This is a genomic window from Rhizobacter sp. AJA081-3, assembly GCF_017795745.1.
Taxonomy (GTDB): Bacteria; Pseudomonadota; Gammaproteobacteria; order Burkholderiales; family Burkholderiaceae_C; genus Piscinibacter.
Window position 1 is genome coordinate 4,199,805 of the sequence record NZ_CP059067.1, and the last position, 22,269, is coordinate 4,222,073.

16 protein-coding genes are annotated in these 22,269 nt (G+C 69.0%); 4 read left to right on the forward strand and 12 right to left on the reverse strand.

Annotated features, from left to right (window positions below; translation table 11 throughout):
* Nucleotide 1: 1 nt before the first annotated feature.
* Complete coding sequence (locus HZ992_RS19885; RefSeq protein ID WP_209383544.1) at nucleotides 2-1,081, forward strand: M14 family metallopeptidase; 1,080 nt, start codon at nucleotides 2-4, stop codon at nucleotides 1,079-1,081.
* Nucleotides 1,082-1,090: 9 nt separating this feature from the next.
* Here HZ992_RS19885 and HZ992_RS19890 read toward each other — a convergent pair whose 3' ends face one another.
* From HZ992_RS19890 to HZ992_RS19935, 10 genes are all read right to left on the reverse strand, one after another.
* Nucleotides 1,091-1,705: an HAD-IA family hydrolase gene (locus tag HZ992_RS19890; protein ID WP_209383545.1), complete on the reverse strand. Its 615-nt coding sequence runs from the start codon at nucleotides 1,703-1,705 to the stop codon at nucleotides 1,091-1,093.
* Entirely contained in the window at nucleotides 1,702-3,297 is a 1,596-nt protein-coding gene (gene pgi / locus HZ992_RS19895) for a glucose-6-phosphate isomerase (RefSeq protein ID WP_209383546.1), read from the reverse strand. The genes HZ992_RS19890 and pgi overlap by 4 nt, the downstream gene beginning before the upstream one ends.
* Complete coding sequence (gene tal, locus HZ992_RS19900; RefSeq protein ID WP_209383547.1) at nucleotides 3,297-4,244, reverse strand: transaldolase; 948 nt, start codon at nucleotides 4,242-4,244, stop codon at nucleotides 3,297-3,299. Before tal ends, pgi begins: the two co-directional genes overlap by 1 nt.
* An 83-nt stretch (nucleotides 4,245-4,327) precedes the next feature.
* Nucleotides 4,328-5,254 carry an AraC family transcriptional regulator gene (locus HZ992_RS19905; RefSeq protein WP_209383548.1) on the reverse strand — a complete coding sequence of 309 codons (927 nt, stop codon included), beginning with the start codon at nucleotides 5,252-5,254 and terminating at the stop codon, nucleotides 4,328-4,330.
* A 35-nt stretch (nucleotides 5,255-5,289) separates the two neighbouring features.
* Nucleotides 5,290-6,687 (reverse strand): D-arabinitol 4-dehydrogenase, encoded by a 1,398-nt coding sequence (gene dalD / locus HZ992_RS19910; RefSeq protein WP_209383549.1) that lies wholly within the window; start codon nucleotides 6,685-6,687, stop codon nucleotides 5,290-5,292.
* A 9-nt stretch (nucleotides 6,688-6,696) separates the two neighbouring features.
* On the reverse strand, nucleotides 6,697-7,425 hold the full coding sequence (locus HZ992_RS19915) for an SDR family oxidoreductase (protein ID WP_209383550.1): 729 nt from the start codon (nucleotides 7,423-7,425) through the stop codon (nucleotides 6,697-6,699).
* 2 nt (nucleotides 7,426-7,427) lie between these two features.
* Nucleotides 7,428-8,489 carry an ABC transporter ATP-binding protein gene (locus HZ992_RS19920; protein WP_209383551.1) on the reverse strand — a complete coding sequence of 354 codons (1,062 nt, stop codon included), beginning with the start codon at nucleotides 8,487-8,489 and terminating at the stop codon, nucleotides 7,428-7,430.
* 20 nt (nucleotides 8,490-8,509) lie between these two features.
* Nucleotides 8,510-9,325 carry a carbohydrate ABC transporter permease gene (locus tag HZ992_RS19925; RefSeq protein ID WP_209383552.1) on the reverse strand — a complete coding sequence of 272 codons (816 nt, stop codon included), beginning with the start codon at nucleotides 9,323-9,325 and terminating at the stop codon, nucleotides 8,510-8,512.
* A gap of 17 nt (nucleotides 9,326-9,342) precedes the next feature.
* On the reverse strand, nucleotides 9,343-10,200 hold the full coding sequence (locus tag HZ992_RS19930) for a carbohydrate ABC transporter permease (protein ID WP_209383553.1): 858 nt from the start codon (nucleotides 10,198-10,200) through the stop codon (nucleotides 9,343-9,345).
* A gap of 102 nt (nucleotides 10,201-10,302) precedes the next feature.
* Nucleotides 10,303-11,607, reverse strand: coding sequence for an ABC transporter substrate-binding protein (locus HZ992_RS19935; RefSeq protein ID WP_209383554.1), 1,305 nt, complete (start codon nucleotides 11,605-11,607; stop codon nucleotides 10,303-10,305).
* A 309-nt stretch (nucleotides 11,608-11,916) separates the two neighbouring features.
* On the opposite strand from HZ992_RS19935, the gene zwf reads away from it, so the two are divergent.
* Together zwf and HZ992_RS19945 are read left to right on the forward strand one after the other, a co-directional pair.
* A complete protein-coding gene (gene zwf, locus HZ992_RS19940) occupies nucleotides 11,917-13,362 on the forward strand; it encodes a glucose-6-phosphate dehydrogenase (protein ID WP_209383555.1) in 1,446 nt (481 codons plus the stop codon).
* Nucleotides 13,363-13,367: 5 nt separating this feature from the next.
* Nucleotides 13,368-14,237: a MurR/RpiR family transcriptional regulator gene (locus HZ992_RS19945; protein WP_209383556.1), complete on the forward strand. Its 870-nt coding sequence runs from the start codon at nucleotides 13,368-13,370 to the stop codon at nucleotides 14,235-14,237.
* Here the strand turns inward: HZ992_RS19945 and HZ992_RS19950 are convergent.
* On the reverse strand, nucleotides 14,194-15,567 hold the full coding sequence (locus HZ992_RS19950) for a capsule assembly Wzi family protein (protein ID WP_209383557.1): 1,374 nt from the start codon (nucleotides 15,565-15,567) through the stop codon (nucleotides 14,194-14,196). The genes HZ992_RS19945 and HZ992_RS19950 overlap by 44 nt on opposite strands.
* Before the next feature lie 114 nt (nucleotides 15,568-15,681).
* On the opposite strand from HZ992_RS19950, the gene HZ992_RS19955 reads away from it, so the two are divergent.
* Entirely contained in the window at nucleotides 15,682-16,482 is an 801-nt protein-coding gene (locus tag HZ992_RS19955; protein WP_209383558.1) for a hypothetical protein, read from the forward strand.
* Here the strand turns inward: HZ992_RS19955 and uvrA are convergent, their stop codons facing one another.
* Nucleotides 16,483-22,221, reverse strand: coding sequence for an excinuclease ABC subunit UvrA (gene uvrA, locus HZ992_RS19960; RefSeq protein ID WP_209383559.1), 5,739 nt, complete (start codon nucleotides 22,219-22,221; stop codon nucleotides 16,483-16,485).
* Between the last annotated feature and the right edge of the window lie 48 nt (nucleotides 22,222-22,269).

Consider the following 22,269-nt stretch of genomic DNA (forward strand, 5'->3'; position numbering starts at 1 on the left):
CATGGACGCATCGGCGCACTTTGCGCCCAGCTACCTACAGGCGCGGCGGATGTTCCTCGCCGCGGCCGACGCGGCCGGCCTGGACGTGGAGAGCCACCCGCACCCGATGCTCGGCCGCGACGGCGAGATGCTGGCGATGGACGTGGTGCGCGAAGGCGCACGCGACGCGAAGTCGCTGCTCATCGTCAGCAGCGCGTGCCACGGCATCGAGGGCTACTGCGGCTCGGGCGTTCAGCATGCGTTGCTCTGCGATGCCGCCTGGCACCAGCTGCTGCGCGAGCGCCAGGTCGCCGTGCTCTACGTGCATGCGCTGAATCCCTACGGCTTCTCGTGGTGGCGGCGCACGACGCACGAGAACGTCGACCTGAACCGCAACTTCCACGACTTCAGCCAGCCGCTGCCGGCCAACCCGGCCTACGACGAGATCGCGACGCTGCTGGTGCCGCCGAGCTGGCCGCCCTCGGCCGAGGTGAATGCCGCGATGCAGCGCTACGTGGCCACCCATGGCCTGCAGGCGCTGCAGCAGGCCGTGACGAGCGGTCAGCACGCCCATCCGCAGGGCCTCTTCTACGGCGGCCACAACCCGACCTGGAGCCAGGTCACGCTGCGCCATGTGCTGCAGGACCATGGCAGCCGCTGCGAGCGCCTGGCCTGGATCGACCTGCACACCGGCCTGGGGCCCAGCGGCGTGGGTGAGCGCATATTCGCCTGCCGCGATGACGCCGCCGCGCTGGCTCGCGCCCGAGCCTGGTGGGGCAGCGGCGTCACCTCGATCTACGACGGCAGTTCGGCCTCGGCGCGCCTGACGGGGATGATGTGGATGTCCGTCTACGAGGAATGCCCGCAGGCCGAGTACACCGGCATCGCCATGGAGTACGGCACCGTGCCGATCATCGAGGTCGTCGAGGCGCTGCGTGCCGACCAGTGGCTGGAAAACCACCCCGAAGCCGACGAAGCACAGGCACGCGCCATCAAGAAGCGCATGCGCGAGGCCTTCTACACCGACACCGAGGCCTGGAAGCAGGCCGTGCTCGCGCAGGCTTTCGACGCGGCGCGGCAGGCGGTGGCGGGCCTGGGCTGAGCCGCCCGCTCAGAGCAGGCCCTCGGCGCGCAGCGCCGCAGCACACTGCCCCGGGTCGATGAACTGCAGCGCACGCCAGCCCGCGGCGCGAGCCGCAGCCACGTTGTGCGCCACATCGTCGATGAAGATCGTGTGCGCCGGGTCGAGCCTGAAACGGCGCTCGCAGTGCGCGAAGATCTCCGGCTCCGGCTTGCACAGCCCGGCGCGCGCCGAGAACACGCCGTCGCGGAACAGGCCGAGGAAGTCATGCGTCGCCTCCAGGTGCAATGCGTAGGGCTCGGGCATGTTGGACAGGAAGTACAGCGGCCGGCCCGCTGCGTGCAACTCGCGCAGCAGCGCCACTGTGCCGGCGATCGGCGTGAGCTCGTCGGGCACGCCGTCGATGACGCGGCGCACCTCGTCCACCGGCAGCCCGGTGCGCCTTGCGATGCGCTCGGCCAGCGGGCCGGGCTCGACAGTGCCGCGGTCGAAGTCGCCCCAGTCGCCGCTGTAGCCCTGGAAGATGTCATCGACCAGGCGCAGCGCCGCGGCCTCGTCGGGTGTGCGGTGCGGCAGCAGGCGCGAGAGCAGCTCGGGCGGCTGCCAGTGGAACAGCACGCCCGCGAAGTCGAAGACGACGTTCACGCGAGCAGGCGCTTCATCAACCCCGCCGTGGAACCATCGAGCCCGGCCGAGTCGCCCGAAGCCAGCCGCGGCAGCAGCTCGCTGCACAGCGCCTTGCCGAGCTCCACGCCCCACTGGTCGAAGCTGTTGATGCCCCACAGCGCGCCGCTGGTGAACACGCGGTGCTCGTACATCGCGATCAGCGCGCCCAGCGAGCGCGGCGTGAGCTGCTCCAGCATCAGCGTGGTGCTCGGCCGATTGCCGGGGAAGGTGCGGTGCTTGGCGACCGTCAGCGCATCGAGCGCCTTCGAGGCGGTGGGCGCCTTCTCGCCCAGCGCCTGCGCGGTGCTCTTGCCCAGCATCAGCGCCTGCGCCTGCGCCAGGCCGTTCGCCAGCAGCTTGGTGTGCAGGTCGGCCAGCGCGTGTGTCGGCTTCTTCACCAGGATGAACTCCACCGGGATCACGTCGGTGCCCTGGTGCAGCATCTGGAAGTAGGCGTGCTGGCCGTTGGTGCCCGGCTCGCCCCACACCACCGGGCTGGTGCCGAAGGGCAGCGGCTCGCCGTACAGGTCGACGCGCTTGCCGTTGCTTTCCATCTCCAGCTGCTGCAGGTAGGCCGGCAGGCGCTTCAGGCCCTGGTGGTAGGGCGCCACGCTGCGGCTCGTGAAGCCGTGGAAGTTGCGGTACCAGACGTCGAGCAGACCGAGCAGCACCGGCAGGTTCTTCGCCAGCGGCGTGTCGGCGAAGTGCCGGTCCATCGCATGCGCGCCGGCCAGCAACGAACGGAAGTGCTCGGCGCCGATGGCCAGCGCGATCGGCAGGCCGATGGCGCTCCACAGCGAGTAGCGCCCGCCCACCCAGTCCCAAAAGCCGAAGGTGGTGGTGATGCCGAACTCGGCGGCCGCCTTCACGTTGGTGGTGGTGGCGACGAAGTGCTTCGCCGTGTCGGTGCCGCCGTTCGCCGTGAACCAGGCCTTGGCCGCCATCGCGTTGGCCATCGTCTCCTGCGTCGTGAAGGTCTTGCTGGCGATGATGAACAGCGTCTCGGCCGGCTTCAGGCGGCGCAGCACCGGCGTGATGTCGTGGCCGTCGACGTTGGCGACGAAGTGGAACTGGATGCCCGGGTGCACGAAGGCGTCGAGCGCGGGCACCACCATCTGCGGCCCGAGGTCGCTGCCGCCGATGCCGATGTTGACGACGTGCCTGATGCCGCTCGCGGCCGTGTCGCGCACCGTCTCGGCATAGGCGAGCATGGCGTCGAGCACGCCGTGCACCTCGGCGCTGTGGGCGCCCTGCCCCTTCGGCGCGCGCAGCGCGGTGTGCAGCACGGCGCGGCCCTCGGTGGTGTTGATCGGCTCGCCGGCGAGCATCGCGTGGCGCCTTGCCTCGAGTTGGCACTCGCGCGCCAGGTCGAGCAGGAACTTCAGCGTGGCGGTGTCGACGAGGTTCTTCGACAGGTCGGCGAAGACCTCCGGCGCCTCGAACGACAGCGCCGCGAAGCGCCCGGCGTCGCGAGCGAAAGCCTCGCGCAGATCGAGGTCGCGGCCGTGCGCCTCGTAGTGGCCGGCCAGCGCGGCCCAGGCCTCGGTGCGGTCGCAGCGGGGGGCATTCATCACAGGGCTCCGATCATCTTGTCGAGCTTGGCGGCGTCGGCAGCGAAGGCGCGGATGCCCTCGGCCAGCTTGTCGGTGGCCATCGCATCCTCGTTGAGCGCCCAGCGGAACGTGGCCTCGTTGAAGCTCAGCGCATGCACCGCAGCGTGGGTGCACACCGCCGGGTCGAGCGCGCGCACCACCGGGGCGCTGGCCGATTGCAGCTGGGCGAGCAGCTCGGGGCTGATGGTCAGCAGGTCGCAGCCGGCCAGCGCGAGGATCTGCCCGGTGTTGCGGAAACTCGCGCCCATCACCTCGGTGTCGATGCCGAAGCGCTTGTAGTAGGTGTAGATCTGCGCCACCGACTTCACGCCGGGATCGTTGGCGCCGCTGCTCGCAGCTTCGTCCCAGGCAGCACCGGCGGCCTTCTTGTGCCAGTCGTAGATGCGCCCGACGAAGGGCGAGATCAGCCGCACGCCGGCGTCGCCGCAGGCCACCGCCTGGCAGAACGCGAACAGCAGCGTCAGGTTGCACTGGATGCCCTGGTGCTGCAGGATGCGCGCGGCCTGAATGCCCTCCCAGGTCGATGCCACCTTGATCAGCACGCGTTCGCGCTCGATCCCCGAATCCTCGTACAGCGCCATGATGCGACGCGCCCGCGCCACGGTGGCGGCGGTGTCGAAGCTCAGCCGCGCATCGACCTCGGTGGACACGCGCCCCGGCACCACCTTGAGGATCTCGCGGCCGAAGCGCACCAGCACGTGGTCGACGATCTCGTCCAGCGGCTGGCCCTTGTGGGCAGCCACTGTCTCGGCCAGCAGCGGCGCGTACTCGGGCTGCTGCACCGCCTTGAGGATCAGCGAGGGGTTGGTGGTGGCGTCGCGCGGCGCGAAGGCAGCAAGCTGCTTGAAGTTGCCGGTGTCGGCGACGACGGTGGTGTACTGCTTGAGCTGGTCGAGCTGGTTCATGGGGCACACGGTGGGAGCGTCGGGATCACGCCCTCCATTAGAACCCGGGCGGCGACACATGCCGCCACCGTTCGGCCGGCTTGTTATCCGTTGGTAACCTGCCCGAAGCGGGCCTCGGACTGGCGGCGGAATTCCTTCGGTGTCATGCCCTTGATCTGCAGGAAGCGCCGGTTGAAGTTGGCCACGTTGTTGAAGCCGACGTCGTAGCAGACGTTGGTGATGTAGCGGTCGGTCTCCATCAACAGCTGGCAGGCCTTGTTGATGCGCAGCCGGTTGACGAAGTCGGTGTAGCTGTTGCCCGTCGCGCGGCGGAAGTAGCGCGAGAAGCTGCTCTCCGTCATGTCCAGCCGCGCGCACAGGTCGGCCATCGAGAAGTTCTCGCTGTAGTGCTCGGTGAGGAAGTCGACGATGCCGCTGATGCGCGCCAGCGCCGCGTCGTCGTCGAAGCTCTGCAGCTGCACGGTGGACAGCAGCCGGTAGTCGTTGCTGCCGGCCAGCTCGCCGAGCAACTCGGTGAACTCCGCGAAACGCTGCAGCCCGTGCAGCTGCTTGATGCGCGTGATGCGCTCGCGCATCCGCTCCGACAGGCCGAAGAACTCGATGCCGTAGCGCGCCCGCTCGAGCAGCGGAAGCGCCTCGGCCAGCTCCGGGATCTGCGCGGCGGCCTGGCGCAGCGGCGCATCGGCGAACTGCAGCACCATGTCGCGCAGCGCCACGCCGCCCTCGGGCACCTCGGTGGAGATCCAGTTGTGCGGCAGTCGCGGGCCGGTCAACACCAGATGGCCGGGTTCGAACTGGCCGATGTAGTCGCCCACGAACACCTTGCCGCGCGTGGCGACGATCAGGTGCAGCTCGTACTCCTCGTGGTAGTGCCAGCGCACCAGCGGATTCGGGAAACCATGCTCGAGGAAGCGCACGAAGCCGTAGGTGCCCGCCGGCTCGTAGCCCAGGCTGGGCGTGCGGCCGACATCGTGCTCCAGCTCCGGGCTGCGGACGCGTTGCAGGGCCATGGCGGGTCTCCGGAATCGTCGCGGTGTCGTCGTGATCAAGGGCTGCGGCGCTGCACGAAATCGGCCACGCGCGCGCTTGCGGCGCGCAGCGCGTCGACCAGGCGCTCGTCGCCGGCCAGCGGTCCGAACAATACCCTGTCCGCGGCGAACGCGGCCACCGGGTCGGCCGCCTCGCAGATCGCATGCGCCTGCGCCGTGTCCATCGCCTGGTCCTGGTAGGCGTAGGGGATCTGCCCGCGATGCCAGCGCTGCAGGTAGGCGAGGAACAGTGCCGGCAGCATCGCCACGCTGGCGATCGGGGCGTTCACCGCCAGCCGCTCGCGGATCGTCGGCACGATGAAGCCCGGGATCTTGCTGTAGCCGTCCATGGCCACGCGCTGGTTGGTGTCGCGGATGGCCGGGTTGCCGAAGCGGTCGAGCACGATGTCGCGGTAGGCGGCCAGGTCGATCGGGCTCGGCTTCTCTGGCGAATGCAGGCAGGGGATCGTGTCGTCGGTGACGTAGTCGAACGCCAGCTGGCGGATCTCCGCGTCGTGCGTGCCCTCGTGGATGTACAGGAAGCCGGCCAGCGTGCCGGCCCACGCGATGCAGCTGTGCGTGGCGTTGAGCAGGCGGATCTTCGCCTCCTCGTAGGGGTCGACGGAGGCCACCATCTCCACGCCGACCTTCTCCCAGGCCGGGCGACCGGCGGCAAAACGGTCCTCGATGACCCACTGGATGAAGCTCTCGCCCATCAGTGCAGCCGGGTCGTCGACGCCGGTGGCAGCCTTGACGCGCTCGCGCACGTCGGGCGTGGGCCGCGGTGTGATGCGGTCGACCATCGCGTTCGGGCTGGTCGTGTTCGCTTCGATCCACGCGCGCAGCGCGGTGTCGCCGAGCAGGTCGACGAACTGCAGCAGGCCGCTGCGCGAACGATCGCCGTTGTGGCGCAGGTTGTCGCAGTTCAGCAGCGTCACCGGGCCGGCGCCGGCAGCGCTGCGCGCGCGCAGGATGGCGGTGAGCGCCGCGTAGATCGTGCTACCGGGACGGCCGGCCTTCGCCGCCTGCAGGTCGGCGGCGAGGTCGGCGAAGTTCAGGTCGAGCCGGTTCTTCGCGTCGAGGTAATAGCCTGCCTCGGTGACGGTGAATGAGATGATCTTCGTCGCCGGGTTCGCGCCCTCGGCGATCAGCCCGGCCAGGTCGGGCGTGTACGGAATCACCTTGCGGATCGAGGTGATGCGCTCGTAGCGGTGCTCGCCGGCCGGCGAGATGGTCTCGAGCGTGTAGGCGCCGCCTTGCGCCGCCAGGGCAGCCATCGTCTCGGCCATGTCGGGGCGGGTGTTGCCGCCGGCGAGCGTCCAGGACGCATCGCCGGCCTGGATCAGCTCGTGCAGGTAGACGGCCTGGTGGGCACGGTGGAAGGAGCCCAGGCCCAGGTGCAGCATGGTGTTCATCGCGGTGGCCTACAGATCGAAATGGGTGGGCAGCATGACCACGTCGCGGATGGTCATGCCGCGCGGGCGGGTGAGCATGAAGATCACGACCTCGGCCACTTCGCTGGCCTCGATCAGGCTGCCGGACTCGCGGGCCTCCTTCAGCTTCTCGGGCGGCCAGTCGGCCAGCAGCGCCGTGATGACCGGGCCGGGCGAGATCGCGCCGACACGGATGCCGTGCTTGAAGACCTGGCGCCGCACCGTCTGCACGAAGCAGTCGATCGCCCACTTGGAGGCGGCGTAGACCGGCTCCCAGGGCGTGGGGAAGTGCGCCGCCAGCGAGCTGGTGACGATGATGTCGCCTGATCCGCGGGCGATCATGTGCGGCAGCACGTCGTGCACGTTCTTCATCACGACGTTGACGTTCAGGTTCAGCATGCGGTCGATGGCATCCACGTCGGCATCGACGAGGTCGCCGCCGACGTACAGGCCCGCATTGGCGTGGAAGACGTCGAGCCGGCCGGCGAGTTCGAGCACCCTGGGCATCAGCGTCTTGCAGGCGGCCGCGTCGAGCAGGTCCAGCACCAGCGGCAGCGCGTTCTCGCCCAGGCGCTCGCGCAGGGCGGCCAGCCGCTGCGCGTCGCGATCGATCAGCACGACGCGCGCGCCGGCGGCGAGCATCGCCTCGGCGCTCGCCAGGCCGATGCCTGAGGCCGCGCCGGTGATGGCAGCGACCTGGCCTTGCAGCTGCGTGGCCACGTTCACGCCCTCCCGGCCGCGGCGGTCACGGTGTGGCCCTGGCGGTCGAACAGGTGGAAGGAGGCTGGCGCGATGTCCAGCCCGACTGGGTCGCCCGGGTGCAGCGTCGTGCGCTCGGCCTGGCGGGCGACGATCTGCACGCCGTGGCCGTCACCGTTGCCCACGTGGGCGTAGATCAGCGTGTCGGCGCCCAGCGACTCGACCAGCTCGACGCGGCCGCTGAGCTTGCCGCTGCCGGCGGCGCGCACCAGCACGTTCTCCGGCCGCACGCCGATGAAGCCGTCGGGCGCGTTCGCGGCGCCGACCACCTCGCGCAGCGCCGGCAGCTTGGCGGTGTCGACCACGTTCATCTGCGGTGTGCCGATGAACTGCGCGACGAACTGGTTGGCCGGCCGGTCGTACAGCTCCAGCGGCGAGCCGACCTGCTCGATGGCGCCGTCGCGCAGCACGACCACGCGGTCGGCCAGCGTCATCGCCTCGACCTGGTCGTGCGTCACGTAGATCGTCGTCGCGCCGAGGTCGCGGTGCAGCTTGGCGATCTCAACGCGCGTCTGGCCGCGCAGCGCGGCGTCGAGGTTGGACAGCGGCTCGTCGAACAGGAAGACCTTCGGTGCGCGAACGATGGCGCGGCCGATCGCCACGCGCTGGCGCTGGCCGCCGGAGAGCTCCTTCGGCGTGCGCTGCAGGTACTGCGTGAGGTTGAGGATCTCGGCGGCGCGGCCCACCTTCTCCTGGATCACCTTCTTCTCGACGTTGGCCAGCCGCAGCGCGAAGGACATGTTGTCGTACACGCTCATGTGCGGGTACAGCGCGTAGCTCTGGAACACCATCGCCAGGTCGCGCTTGGACGAGGGCAGCTTGGTGATGTCGCGGCCGTCGAGCTCGATCGTGCCGCCGTCGATCTCGGTGAGGCCGGCGATCATGCGCAGCAGCGTCGACTTGCCGCAGCCCGAAGGCCCGACGAAGACGACGAACTCGCCCTTCTGGATCTGCAGGTTCACGCCCTTGATGGCGCGCAGACTGCCGAAGAACTTCTCGACGCCCTGGAGTTCGAGGTAGGCCATGGTGGTGTCTCCCGGTGTGCTTACTTGACGGCGCCGAAGGTCAGGCCCTGGACGAGCTGCTTCTGGCTGAACCAGCCGACCACGACGATGGGCGCGATGGCCATCAGCGAGGCGGCCGACAACTTGGCCCAGAACAGGCCCTCGGGGCTGGAGTACGAGGCGATCAGCGTGGCCAGCGTGCCGGCCTTGGCCGAGCTGAGGTTGAGCGACCAGAAGGCCTCGTTCCAGCTCAGCACCAGGCACAGCAGGCCGGTGGAGGAGAGCGTGCCCATCGCCAGCGGCCGGATCACGTGCAGGAACTCGAGCCAGACGTTGGCGCCATCCATGCGTGCGGCCTCCAGGATGTCCGGCGGAATATCCTTGAAGCCCGAGTACAGCATCCACACCATGATCGGCAGGTTGGACAGCGTGAAGACGATGATGAGTGCCGTCAGCGAGTCCAGCAGGCCCGCGGTCTGCGCCATCACGTAGATCGGCACGAGCGCGCCCACCGCCGGCATCATCTTGGTCGACAGCATCCACATCAGGATGTCGCGCGTCTTCTTCGTGCGGAAGAAGGCCATCGAGTACGCCGCCGGCGCGGCGATCAGCAGGCCCAGCAGGGTCGACACGACGCTGGTGATGACGGAGTTCTTCGCGAACAGGAAGTAGTCGCTGCGTTCGTCGACCTCGTGGAAGCTCTCCATCGTCGGCGTGAAGAAGAGTTGCGGCGGGATCGCGATGGCCTGCTGCTCGGTCTTGAAGGCGGTGATCACCAGCCAGATGAGCGGGAAGACGATCAGCAGGGTGATGCTCCAGGCCGCCAGCGTGCGAACGATCAGTGCAAGGTGCTTCATGGTGATCACTCCAGGCGTCAGTCGAGGTTCTTGCCGATCATGCGGATCAGGAACACCGCGGCGATGTTGGCGAGCACGACGGCGAACAGCGCGCCGGCCGAGGCCACGCCGACGTCGAAGTTCATCAGCGCCTGCTTGAAGATCAGGAAGGCGACGTTGGTGCTCTCGTTACCGGGCCCGCCGCCGGTGGTGGTGAAGATCTCGGCGAACACGCTCATGAGGAAGATCATCTCGATCATCACGACCACGGCGATCGGCCGGCCCAGGTGCGGCAGCGTGAGGAACCAGAACTTCTGCAGCGCGTTGGCGCCGTCCATGCCGGCGGCCTCCATCTGATCGCGGTCCAGGCTCTGCAGCGAGGTGATGAAGATCAGGCAGGCGAAGGGCAGCCACTGCCAGGCCACCATCAGGATCACCGAGAACAGCGGGTGGTCGGTGAGCCAGTCCACCGGCGTGGCGCCGAAGAAGATCGCCACCTGCGCGAGCACGCCGTACACCGGGTTCATCATCATGTGTTTCCACAGCAGCGCGTTGGCCGTGGGCATGACGAAGAAGGGCGAGATCAGCAGCACGCGCACGATGCCGCGGCCGGGAAACGACTCGTTGACCAGCAGCGCCAGCGCCACGCCCAGGATCACCGTGATGGCGATCACCGAGCCGAGCAGCATCAGCGTGTTCAGCACCGACGGGCCGAAGTCGGGGTCGGTGACGAAGTACTCGAAGTTCGCCAGGCCGATGAAGTCCTTCGGCCCGGGCTGCATCAGGTTGTAGCGCACGACCGAGAAGTACAGCGTCATCGCCAGCGGCACGATCATCCACAGGAAGAGCGTGACCACCGCAGGCGCCATCAGCGCGCGGGGAAGCAATCTGTTCATGGCGTGGGCCCTCAGAAAGCCAAGCAGTCGCCGCGGAACCGGCTCTGCCGGGCCGCTGGCGGCGCCCCCCTGGGGGGGAGCGCCGCAGGCGCTTCGGGGGGGCTACTTGTAGTAGCCGCCCTTGCGCATCTCCCGGTCCGCCGCGGCCTGAGAGGCCTTGAGCGCCGCGTCGACCGTCACCTTGCCGGACAGGGCCGCGCTCATCTGCTGCCCCACCGCAATGCCAATCGCCTGGAACTCCGGGATGGCCGCGAACTGCACGCCCACGTACGGGCTCTTGGGCAACGTGCTGTCGTTCGGGTTGGCGCTGTCGATGGCCTTCTTCTCGGCCTCGGCGAACTTGGCGGCCTTCAGGAACTCCGGGTTCGCGTAGGTCGACTTGCGCGTGCCGGTGGGCACCGCCGCCCAGCCCTTCTCCTTGGCGACCAGGTTGATGTAGTCCTTCGAGGTCGCCCACGAGACGAACTTCTGCGCGTCGGCCGCATTCTTGGTGCTCGCCGGGATCGCCAGCGCCCAGGCCCACAGCCAGTTGGCGCCCTTGGCGGTGACGGCCTGCGGGCCCTGCGCGAAGGCCACCTTGTCGGCCACCTTGCTCTGCTTCGGATCGGTGATGAACGAGGCTGCGATGGTGGCGTCGATCCACATGCCGCACTTGCCTTCGTTGTACAGCGCCAGGATCTCGTTGAAGCTGTTCGCGCTCGAGCCGGGCGGGCCGTACTTCTTCAGCAGGTCGACGTAGAAGGTGACCGCGTCCTTCCAGGGCTTGCTCTCGAGCTGCGGTTTCCACGACATGTCGAACCACTGCGCGCCGAAGCTGTTGGCCATGGTCGTCAGGAAGGCCATGTTGTCGCCCCAGCCCGGCTTGCCGCGCAGGCAGATGCCGTACACGCCGGCCTTCGGGTCGTGGATCTTGGCGGCGGCGCTGCGCACGTCCTCCCAGGTCGGGCGCTCGGCGAAGGTGATGCCGGCTTTGTCGGTCAGGTCCTTGCGGTACATGAGCATCGAACTCTCGCCGTAGAAGGGCGCGGCGTAGAGCTTGCCGTCCACCGACAGGCCGTTGCGCATGGCCGGCAGCAGGTCGTCGACGTCGTAGGCGGCGTCGGTCTTGAGTTCGTTGAGCCAGCCCTTCTTGCCCCAGATCGGCGTCTCGTACATGCCGATGGTCATGACGTCGAACTGGCCGCCCTTGGTGGCGATGTCGGTGGTGACGCGCGAGCGCAGCGTGCCCTCTTCGAGCGTCACCCACTTCAGCTTGATGCCGGGGTTGGCCTTCTCGAAGTGCGGCGTGAGCTTCTGCATCTCGATCATGTGGCCGTTGTTGACGGTGGCGATGACGAGCTCGCCAGCGGACACCGCGAACGCGGCGCCCAGGCCGAAGATCAGCGAAAGGGAAGCCTTCAGCTTCATGGTCTTGTCTCCTTGTGTGGTTCGAGTCCCGGTGACGATGGTCACGACGGCAGCGGAAATTTAGTGGCCGGACCATCCGCCTGTTGATACTCTGCGGGCCGTGCTCTGTACTTCTTTGCACCAATCCCTAGTGTTTTCCCGCGGTTCCTGCAACCAGCGTCGTTGAAAGCCAAGGCGCGCGAGCCTCGCCGTAACTCCAGGCCGCACGGCCGGCCGCCACTGGGCTCGCATTGACCGACCCAAGAAACTCATGCATCATGAGAACTGAAACTTAGTTACGTCGCCCGGTTCGGCGCCGGGTTCATCGATATGTCCTTCGACCTCGTCTTCTTCGGCGGCACCGGCGACCTCACCTGGCGAAAGCTGATGCCGGCACTGTTCCAGGCATGGCGCCACGGCAAGCTGCCCACGGGCGGCCGCATCCTCTCGGTCGCCCGCGACGAACGCAGCGACGACGACTACCGTGCGTTCATCAAGGAGCGCTTCGTCGAGGTGGAGAGCGCCAAGCGCCCGAGCGACGAGGAGTTCGCCCGCTTCGCCGACATGCTGCATTACCGGCGCATGGACCTCTCGCTGCCCGAGCACTATGCTGGCCTGAAGGCCTGGGTCGACGAGCGCCAGGCCGACACGGTGGTGCTGTTCCTGGCCACCAGCCCGCACCTCTTCCCGCAGATCTGCGAGCAGCTCGGCAAGGTCGGCCTGAACGGGCCGAACGTGCGCGTGGTGCTCGAGAAGCCGCTCGGCCACGACTTGGCCAGCGCGCAGGAGATCAACCGCGTGGTGCGCGGCGCCTTCACCGAGACGCAGGCGCTGCGCATCGACCACTACCTGGGCAAGGCGGCGGTGCAGAACCTGATGGCGCTGCGCTTCGGCAACGCCCTGTTCGAGCCGCTGTGGCGCCGCGAGAGCATCGCCAACATCCAGATCACGCTGGCCGAGAGCATCGGCGTGGGCACGCGCGGCGACTTCTACGACCGCACCGGCGCGCTGCGCGACATGATCCAGAACCACGCGCTGCAGCTGCTGACGATGGTGGCGATGGAGCCACCCAGCCGCAACGACGCCGACGCGATCCGCGACGAGAAGCTCAAGGTGCTGCGCTCGCTCAAGCCCTTCACCGACGAGAGCGTGGCGCGCGACGTGGTGCGCGGCCAGTACCGCGCCGGCAATTGCGACGGCAGCCCGGCACTGGCCTACCTCGAGGAGGTGAAGGTGCCGCCGGGCAGCCAGACCGAGACCTTCGTCGCGCTGCGCACCGAGATCCAGAACTGGCGCTGGGCCGGCGTGCCCTTCTACCTGCGCACCGGCAAGCGGCTGGCGGCGCGCGATGCGCAGATCGTCGTCAACTTCCGGCCCACGCCGCACAGCATCTTCCCGGGCCTGAACCAGCCGAACAAGCTGGTCATCAAGCTGCAGCCGGAAGACGGCCTGGAACTGCACCTGCTGGCCGCCAAGGGCTCGGGGCAGAGCGACGCGCTGGCGCCGGTGTTCCTCGACCTCGACTTCGACAAGGCCTTCGCCGAGAACCGCGTCGGCGGCTACGAACGCCTGCTGCTCGACGCCATCGCCGGCAAGCTCAACCTGTTCGTGCGCAGCGACGAGCAGGAGCAGGCCTGGCGCTGGGTGGAGCCCATCCTGAATGCCTGGACACGCGACAGCACCGGCCCGCGGCCCTACGCCGCCGGCACCTGGGGCCCGGCCGCCGCCAGCGCACTCGTCGCCCGCGACGGCTTCGCCTGGGCCGAAGAGCAGTGAGCGGCATGCTCGACCGCATCAAGGCCTCCATCCCCGCCCTGCCGCCCGCCGAGCAGCGCGTGGCCAAGCTGCTGCTGGCGGACCCGCGTGCCTTCGCGACACTGCCGGTGGTCGAGCTCGCCGAGCGTTCGCACGTCAGCAAGCCGACGGTGGTGCGCTTTTGCCGCAGCGTCGGTTACGACGGTCTGGCCGACTTCAAGCGCAAGCTGGCCGGCAGCGTCAACGAAGGCGTGCCCTTCGTGCACCGTGCGGTGGACGAAGACGACAAGACCTCCGACATCGTCGTCAAGGTGATCGACAACGCGGTGAGCGCGCTGCTCAAGTACCGCAACGACGCTGCCAGCCATGCCTTCGAGCGCGCCATCGTGGCGCTCACCGAGGCCGGCAAGGGCGGCCGGCGCATCGAGTTCTACGGCGTGGGCAACTCGGGCATCGTCGCGCAGGACGCGCAGCACAAGTTCTTCCGCCTTGGCGTGAACGCGGCTGCGGTGAGCGACAGCCATGTGCAGGTGATGAGCGCCACGATGCTGGCGCCGGGCGACTGCGCGGTGATCATCAGCAACTCCGGACGCAGCCGCGACCTCGTCGACGTGGCCGAGATTGCCCGCCGCAAGGGCGCCACGCTGATCGTCGTGACCGCCAGCGGCAGCCCGCTGGCGCAGATGGCGCAGGGCGGCGCGAACCAGATCCTGCTCGCAGTCGACCACCCGGAAGACTACGACCGCTACAGCCCGATGGTGTCGCGCCTGCTGCACCTGATGGTGATCGACATCCTGACCACCGCGGTGGCGCTGCGCCTGCCCGGCGAGCTGCGGCCGATGCTGCAGGAGATCAAGAAGAACCTGCGCGCCAAGCGCTACGCGCGGCCGGAGTAGGCACGAGCCGCTCGAGCGGTACCTGCCAGCGCAGCTGCGCTGCACTGCGACGGCCCAGCGCATCGCGCCAGTGCGACAGCGTCAGGCCGAGGCGGAAACCCTGTGGCAGCAGCACCTGCAGATCGGCATCGAGGCCGCGCACCGAGCCTGCGACACGCAGGGTCGGCGTCGGCGACAGAGCGCTGCCGCCATGCGCCATGAGCAGCACGCGCAGCGGGCCCCGATCCAGCTGCATCCCCGCAGTCAGCAGCTTCACGTCGCCACCGGCAGGGTGACCCAGCGGATCGCCGCGCTGCACATAGCCAGCCGCATAGAGCGGGTGGCGGTAGGCCGTGCCCGTCGACGGGTGCCCGAAGGCGCCGCCGGCCGTGGTGTTCGCCGCTTCGGCGAACAGGTTCAGCGACGCGACGCCATCGAGCGCAGCGCTCAGTTCGGCACCCACGGAGCCAAGGTAGCGGCTGGGCAGTTGGTGGGCCTCGTCCTCGCCGATGGCCTGGCCATGCAGCGCAATGGCCTGCCGTTCGTCCAGCTGCAGCGTGTAGCGCAGGTCGAAGCCGCCCAGCTGGTTGCCGGGTTCGATGCCGCTGCCGCTGCCGAAGTTGTCCGCGCCTGCGATGCTGCGCAGCAGGCTGGGCAGCGACTCCGAACGACCGGCACCGCCCCACTGCATGACGCGCGAGGCACCGATCTCCAGGCCATCCAGCGGCTGGACCTCCAGGCGAGCGCCGAGCAGCTTGACCTGGCCCGGCCCGGTCGCGTTGGAGAGCTGGCCGGCGAACACGTCGGCCCGCCACGAGCCCAGCCACGACAGGGCTGGCAGCCCGAACGGCACGGTCGAGGTCTTGCGCCAGCCGATGGCGGGCACGGCGCGCGCACCACCATCGAGGATCAGGCTGCCGATGCGCGACGGCCCCCAGTGGCGGCGCTGCACCGAGACATAGGCCCGCCCGGGGCCGACCGGCACGCTCAACGAGCTGCCGTCGAGATCGAAGCGGCCATCGCGGCGATCGAGCGCGAAACCGCCGAGCTGCCAGCGCCAGCCGGCCGCGTCACCCCCGGCGAGGCGCCATTGCGCCCCCGTGCCGCCACGCAGCGGCCGTGCCAGGAAGTCCGGCCCCACGGGATGCAGCGGGCCGGCGGCCAGGGTGAGTTCCGCCGTCGACACAGGCTCGGCGTCGAGCCCCGCCAAGGTCACGCGCTCGCGCTGCGTGCGATGTCCTATCGCGTCGTCGTCGGCACGGACCGGCCCGACGAGCGCGAGCGCACCCGCAGCAACGGCGAGGACCCAGCGCACGATGCGGCCACGCCGGGAGCGGCAGGGACGGCTCATGTGGCCCACGCTAACGTCTTGGGCGTGCAACAGTCCACCGCCGGTAACCTTTCATAACCCCTGCGCGAGGCGGCGCAGGCTGGAATCGCGGGCATTGCAGTTCCTCACCACCCCATGCGCCCGACCCTTGCACCCCTTGCCTTTGCACTTTCCTCGCTCGCCTTTGCCGCCCACGCGCAGACGGCCGACAACCCGGTGACGGGCAAGGCGCTGTTCGAGAACACGCCCGGCACCTCCGGCAAGGCCGGCATCACGATGAGCTGCCCGGCCTGCCATGGCAGCGTGCAGGATCGACGCATCGCGATCAGCTCGGCCACCGGCGGCGCCGCCGACAGCAATGCCGACATCAGCTTCGACGCGGCGATGACCCGCTTCACGCAGGCGCTGACCAACCAGCCCGACATGCGGCCTTTCCAGGCCCTCGATCTGCAACAGGTGCGCAACATCGCCGCCTACATGGCCGACACGCCGAAGACCACGCCCACCAGCGAGACCCAGCTGAACTTCAGCGCGGCGCTGACCGGCAACTCGGCAGCACAGACGGTGACCCTCAGGCACTCGACCGCAGTGAACGAAAACCTGCAGGTGACCAGCGTGGCAGCGGTGGGTACCGGCGCGGCCAACTTCGTGCTCGGCAAGGCGGGCTGCGAAGGTGTGACGCTGACGCCGGCCAACAGCTGCTCGATCACGGTGACCTACGCACCCAGCACCAGCGTCGTGTCCACCCCCGACCTCGTGTTCACGATGAAGCAGGGCGCCTCGACGACCACCTTCGAGCGCGTGCTGTTCCTCAATGGCAGCATCGCCTCCACCACGCCGCCGGCCGACGAGAGCGGCGGTGGCGCCCTCGGCCTGGGCTGGCTGGCCGCGCTCGGCGGGGCGGTGGCCGCGCTGGCCCGGCGCCGCCGCGCCTGATCAGGCCGGCACCACCGCCTTCGCCGCCGCACCGCGCGCCAGCACCGGGCGCAGGGCGACTCCGGTGTGGCTGGCCGCCACGCGCACCAGCGCTTCGGGCGGGCACTGCGCGACGATGCCGCCACCGCGGTCGCCGCCTTCGGGCCCGAGGTCGATGATCCAGTCGGCCTCGGCGACCACATCGAGGTCGTGCTCGATCACCACCACGCTGTGGCCGCCATCGACCAGGCGGTGCAGCACGCGAATCAGCTTCTCCACGTCAGCCATGTGCAGGCCCACCGTCGGCTCGTCGAGCACGTACAGCGTGTGCGGCGCCTTGTTGCCGCGCCGCGTGACGTCGTCGCGCACCTTGGTCAGCTCGGTGACGAGCTTGATGCGCTGCGCCTCGCCGCCCGACAGCGTCGGCGAGGGCTGGCCGAGCGTGAGGTAGCCCAGGCCCACGTCCTTGAGCAGCTGCAGCGGGTGGCTGATCGCGGGCATCGAGGCGAAGAAATCCACCGCCTCGTCGATCTCCATCGTCAGCACCTCGCCGATGTTCTTGCCGCGCCAGGTGACGGCCAAGGTCTCGGCGTTGAAGCGCTGGCCGTGGCAGACGTCGCAGGGCACCTTCACGTCGGGCAGGAAGCTCATCTCGATGGTGCGCAGGCCCTGGCCTTCGCAGGCCGGGCAGCGGCCGTCGCCGGTGTTGAAGGAAAAACGCGCCGGCGCGTAGCCACGGGCCTTGGCCTCCAGCGTGTCGGCGAACAGGCGCCGGATCACGTCCCAGAAGCCGATGTAGGTGGCAGGGCAGGAGCGCGGCGTCTTGCCGATCGGCGTCTGGTCGACCTCGAGCACGCGATCGATCTGCTGCCAGCCCTCGATCGACGCGCAGCCCTGCCAGTTCGGCTTCGAGCCACGCACGTTGATGAACTGCAGGTTGGCCAGCAGCACGTCGCGCGCCAGTGTCGACTTGCCGGAGCCGCTGACGCCCGTCACCGCCACCAGCCGGCCCAGCGGCACCGGCACATCGAGGTTCTTCAGGTTGTGCAGCGCGGCACCGCGCAGCATCAGCCTGGGCTCCGTGGCCACCACCGCGCGGCGCGGCTTCAGCGGGTGCCGCATCGGGTGCGCGAGGAAGCGCCCGGTGACGGACTCGGCATTCGCCGACAGCGTCGCCGCACTGCCCTCGGCGACCAGCCGGCCGCCGCGCTTGCCGGCGCCCGGGCCGATGTCGATGATGTGGTCGGCGCGGCGGATGGTGTCCTCGTCGTGTTCGACGACCACCAGCGTGTTGCCCTTGTCGCCGAGCTTGTGCAGCGCGTCGAGCAGGATCTGGTTGTCGCGCGGGTGCAGGCCGATGGTCGGCTCGTCGAGCACGTAGCAGACGCCCTGCAGGTTGCTGCCGAGCTGCGCCGCCAGGCGGATGCGCTGCGCCTCGCCGCCCGAGAGCGTGGGCGCTGCACGGTCGAGCGTGAGGTAGCCCAGGCCGACCTCCTCGAGGAACTCGAGGCGGCTCTGGATCTCCGTGACCACGTCGCGGGCGATGTCGGCATCGCGGCCGACCAGGCGCAGCGCCTCGATCCACCGGCGGCAGTCCGACACGCTCATGCGTGCCACCGCAGTGATCGCCTCGTTCTCGAAGGTCACGCCGCGCGAGGCGAGGTTCAACCGCGTGCCGCCGCAGTCGGGGCACGGCGCGTCGACCAGGCCGTCGACCTCGGGCTCCTCCGACGGGAAACTCTGCTCGCGGCCCTTGTTGTCGTCATCGTCGCGTTTCGAGTCGTCGTAGGCCTTGCGCTGCTCGCGCGTCAGCGCGAGGCCGGTGCCGACGCAGGTGGTGCACCAGCCGTGCTTGCTGTTGTAGCTGAACATGCGCGGGTCCAGCTCGGGGTAGCTGGTGCCGCAGACCGGGCAGGCGCGCTTGGTCGAGAACACCTTCACCGTGCCGATGCGCACGGTCGGCGTGCCGGCGAGCATCGCGCCCTTCAGGCCATCCAGCGGCGCGAGCAGGTGCATCACGCCCTTGCCGAGCTCCAGCGCCTTGGCCAGCAGTTCGCGCAACTCGGCCTCGTTGTCGGGCGACACGATGAGGTCGCCCACCGGCAGCTCCAGCGTGTGCTCCTTGAACCGGTCCAGGCGCGGCCACGGGTCCACCTTGAGGAACTCGCCGTCGACGCGCAGGTGCGAGTGGCCGCGCGCCTTGGCCCACTTGGCGAGATCGGTGTAGACGCCCTTGCGGTTGACGACCAGCGGCGCGAGCAGGCCGACGTGCTGGCCCTTGTGGTCGCGCAGCAGCTGTGCCGCGATGCTCTCCGCACTCTGCGGCTTCACCGGTGCGCCGTCCTTGCTGCAGTGCTGCAGGCCGAGCTTCACGTAGAGCAGGCGCAGGAAGTGCCACACCTCGGTGGTGGTGGCCACCGTGCTCTTGCGCCCGCCGCGCGAGAGGCGCTGCTCGATTGCGACCGTCGGCGGGATGCCGTACACCGCATCCACCTCGGGCCGACCCGCCGGCTGCACGATGCTGCGCGCATAGGCGTTCAGCGATTCGAGGTAGCGCCGCTGCCCCTCGTTGAAGAGAATGTCGAAGGCCAGCGTGCTCTTGCCCGAGCCCGACACGCCGGTGACGACGTTGAACTTGCCGCGCGGGATGTCGACGTCGAGCGACTTCAGGTTGTGCTCGCGCGCGTTGACGATGCGGATCACCTGCTCGCTGACACGGCGCTCGTCTCGCGCTGCCTTGACGAGGAACTGCAGCGGCACGCCCTCCTCGGCCACCGGCACGCCGATGCCGATGGCGCGCTCGTAGTCGGCCAGCGCCTTGCCGGTGTGCGAGGCCGGGTGGCGCTTCACTTCCTCCGGCGTACCGACGCAGACCACCTGCCCGCCGGCGTCGCCGCCCTCGGGGCCGAGGTCGACCAGCCAGTCGCTGGCGCGGATCACATCGAGGTTGTGCTCGATGACGATGATCGAGTGGCCCGCCTCCAGCAGCTTGCGGAAGGCGCGCATCAGCTTGGCGATGTCGTCGAAGTGCAGCCCGGTGGTCGGCTCGTCGAACAGGTACAGCGTGCCCTTGCGCGCCAACGGCTGGCGGCTTGCCGCGCCGTTCTGCGAGGCCTCGGCGAGGAAGCCCGCGAGCTTGAGGCGCTGGGCCTCGCCGCCCGACAGCGTGGGCACCGGCTGGCCGAGCTTCACGTACTCGAGGCCGACATCGACGATCGGCTGCAGCACGCGCAGCACCTCGCGATCGTCGCGGAACAACTGCACCGCCTCGCTGACGGTGAGCTCGAGCACGTCGGCCACCGACAGGTCGCGGATCACGTCGCCGGGCAGGCGGCGGTCGATCTTCACGTCGAGCATCTCGGCGCGGTAGCGGCGGCCGTCGCAATCCTGGCAGCGCAGGTAGACGTCGCTGAGGAACTGCATCTCGACATGCTCGAAGCCCGAGCCGCCGCAGGTCGGGCAGCGGCCGTCGCCGGCGTTGAAGCTGAACATGCCGGCGCCGTAGCCGCGCTGCAGCGCCAGCGGCGCCTGCGCGAACAGCTTGCGGATCTCGTCGAAGGCGCCGACATAGCTCGCCGGGTTGGAGCGCGCCGTCTTGCCGATCGGCGACTGGTCGACGAAGACGGCGTCGGTGAGCCAGTCCGCGCCGAGCAGGCGGTCGTGCTCGCCGGGCGTCTCGGTGGCCTTGCCGAAGTGGCGTTGCAGCGCCGGGTAGAGCACGTCCTGAATCAGCGTGCTCTTGCCCGAGCCCGACACGCCGGTCACGCAGACCAGGTGATGCAGCGGGAAGGCCACCGTCACATTCTTCAGGTTGTGCTCGCGCGCACCCTCGACGATCAGCTTCGGCGTGGCCTCCGACACCAGCCGCTTGATGCCCATGCTGACGTGCTTGCGCCCGCCGAGGTAGGCGCCGGTGAGCGTGTCGGCGGAGCGGATCGCCTCGGGCGTGCCGTCGAAGACGATGGTGCCGCCGCGCTCGCCGGGGCCGGGGCCCATGTCGATGAGGCGGTCGGCGGCGAGCATCACCGCCGGGTCGTGCTCGACGACGACCAGCGTGTTGCCCGCGTCGCGCAGCCGGTGCATGGCCTCGACGATGCGGTTCATGTCGCGCGGGTGCAGGCCGATGCTCGGTTCGTCGAGCACGAACATGGTGTTGACCAGCGAGGTGCCCAGCGCCGTCGTCAGGTTGATGCGCTGCACCTCGCCGCCGGACAGCGTGCGGCTCTGCCGGTCGAGCGTGAGGTAGCCGATGCCGACGTCGCACAGGTACTTGAGCCGCGTCTGGATCTCGCCGAGCAACAGCTTGAGCGCCTCGTCGAGCATGCTGCTGGGCAGGCTGATGCGGTCGAAGAAACGGCGGATGCGGTCGATCGGCAGCAGCATCAGGTCGTGCACCGTCAGGCCGGGCAGTGCCTCGAGCTGCGCGCGCGACCAGTTCACACCCTGCGGCATGAAGCGCCGCGCCGGCTCGAACACCGAGTCGGCATCTTCCTTGGTGCCCAGGCGCCACAGCAGCGCCTCGGTCTTCAGCCGCGCACCGCCGCACACATGGCAGGGCGTGTAGCTGCGGTACTTGGACAGCAGCACGCGGATGTGCATCTTGTAGGACTTCGATTCGAGGTACTCGAAGAAGCGCTTGACGCCGTACCACTGCTTGTTCCAGTTGCCGTTCCAGTTCGGCGAGCCGTTGATCACCCAGTCGCGCTGGCCTTCGGTGAGCGCCGACCACGGCGTGTCACGGGGGATGCCCGCCTCGCCGCCGTACTTGAGCAGGTCGTCCTGGCATTCTTTCCAGGCCGGCGTCTGCATCGGCTTGATGGCGCCGGAGCGCAGCGTCTTGCGGTGGTCGGGAATGACCAGGCCGTAGTCGACACCGATCACGCGGCCGAAGCCACGGCAGGTGTCGCAGGCGCCGTAGGCCGAGTTGAAGCTGAACATCGCAGGCTGCGGATCGGCGTAGCGCAGGTCGCTGTCGGGGCAGTGCAGGCCGGTGCTGAAGCGCCACAGATCCGGCTCACCCTCCTCTTTCAAGGCGTAGACGTTGACACGCCCGCTGCCGCGCTTGAGCGCCATCTCGATGGCCTCGACGGCGCGGACCTTCTCGGTGCCCTGCAGGCGGAAGCGGTCGGCCACCACGTCGAGCAGCGTGCGCGGGCCGGTTGGCGAGGCCACCTCGCGCTGCGCCTGCACGCGGGTGAAGCCACTGGCCGCAAGCCATTGCTCGATGTCGGCTTCGCTGGTGCCCGCGGGCAGTTCGACCGGGAAGGTGACGACCAGTCGCGGATCGGCCTCCTTCGTGCGCGCCATCAACTCGGCGTAGATCGTCTCCGGCGAATCGTGACGCACGCGCTGCGCGGTCTGCTTGTCGAACAACTCGGCGGCGCGCGCGAACAGCAGCTTCAGGTGGTCGTTCAGCTCGGTCATCGTGCCGACCGTCGAGCGCGAGCTGCGCACCGGGTTGGTCTGGTCGATGGCGATGGCCGGCGGCACGCCGTCGACACGGTCGACCGCCGGGCGGTCCATGCGGTCGAGGAACTGGCGTGCATAGGCGCTGAAGGTTTCGACATAGCGCCGCTGGCCTTCGGCATAGAGCGTGTCGAACACCAGGCTGGACTTGCCCGAGCCGCTGGGCCCGGTCACGACCGTCATTTCTCCGGTGCGGATGTCGAGGTCGAGGTTCTTCAGGTTGTGCTGGCGGGCCCCGCGGATGCGAATCGTGCCGATGCCACCGTTCTTGCCGGTCTCGCTGCTGCTGTCCATGGGCCTCCAGGGCGAAGGGAAAGCATTCTAGGGACGTGCCGGCGATCG

What these genes read in the sequence shown, in the direction of transcription:
- uvrA (WP_209383559.1), bottom strand. Translation starts at nt 22,221, where the DNA reads ATGGACAGCAGCAGCGAGACCGGCAAGAACGGTGGCATCGGCACGATT.
- HZ992_RS19920 (WP_209383551.1), bottom strand. Translation starts at nt 8,489, where the DNA reads ATGGCCTACCTCGAACTCCAGGGCGTCGAGAAGTTCTTCGGCAGTCTG.
- HZ992_RS19945 (WP_209383556.1), top strand. Translation starts at nt 13,368, where the DNA reads ATGCTCGACCGCATCAAGGCCTCCATCCCCGCCCTGCCGCCCGCCGAG.
- dalD (WP_209383549.1), bottom strand. Translation starts at nt 6,687, where the DNA reads ATGAACACCATGCTGCACCTGGGCCTGGGCTCCTTCCACCGTGCCCAC.
- HZ992_RS19905 (WP_209383548.1), bottom strand. Translation starts at nt 5,254, where the DNA reads ATGGCCCTGCAACGCGTCCGCAGCCCGGAGCTGGAGCACGATGTCGGC.
- zwf (WP_209383555.1), top strand. Translation starts at nt 11,917, where the DNA reads ATGTCCTTCGACCTCGTCTTCTTCGGCGGCACCGGCGACCTCACCTGG.
- HZ992_RS19925 (WP_209383552.1), bottom strand. Translation starts at nt 9,325, where the DNA reads ATGAAGCACCTTGCACTGATCGTTCGCACGCTGGCGGCCTGGAGCATC.
- HZ992_RS19885 (WP_209383544.1), top strand. Translation starts at nt 2, where the DNA reads ATGGACGCATCGGCGCACTTTGCGCCCAGCTACCTACAGGCGCGGCGG.
- HZ992_RS19935 (WP_209383554.1), bottom strand. Translation starts at nt 11,607, where the DNA reads ATGAAGCTGAAGGCTTCCCTTTCGCTGATCTTCGGCCTGGGCGCCGCG.
- tal (WP_209383547.1), bottom strand. Translation starts at nt 4,244, where the DNA reads ATGAACCAGCTCGACCAGCTCAAGCAGTACACCACCGTCGTCGCCGAC.
- pgi (WP_209383546.1), bottom strand. Translation starts at nt 3,297, where the DNA reads ATGAATGCCCCCCGCTGCGACCGCACCGAGGCCTGGGCCGCGCTGGCC.
- HZ992_RS19950 (WP_209383557.1), bottom strand. Translation starts at nt 15,567, where the DNA reads ATGAGCCGTCCCTGCCGCTCCCGGCGTGGCCGCATCGTGCGCTGGGTC.
- HZ992_RS19930 (WP_209383553.1), bottom strand. Translation starts at nt 10,200, where the DNA reads ATGAACAGATTGCTTCCCCGCGCGCTGATGGCGCCTGCGGTGGTCACG.
- HZ992_RS19955 (WP_209383558.1), top strand. Translation starts at nt 15,682, where the DNA reads ATGCGCCCGACCCTTGCACCCCTTGCCTTTGCACTTTCCTCGCTCGCC.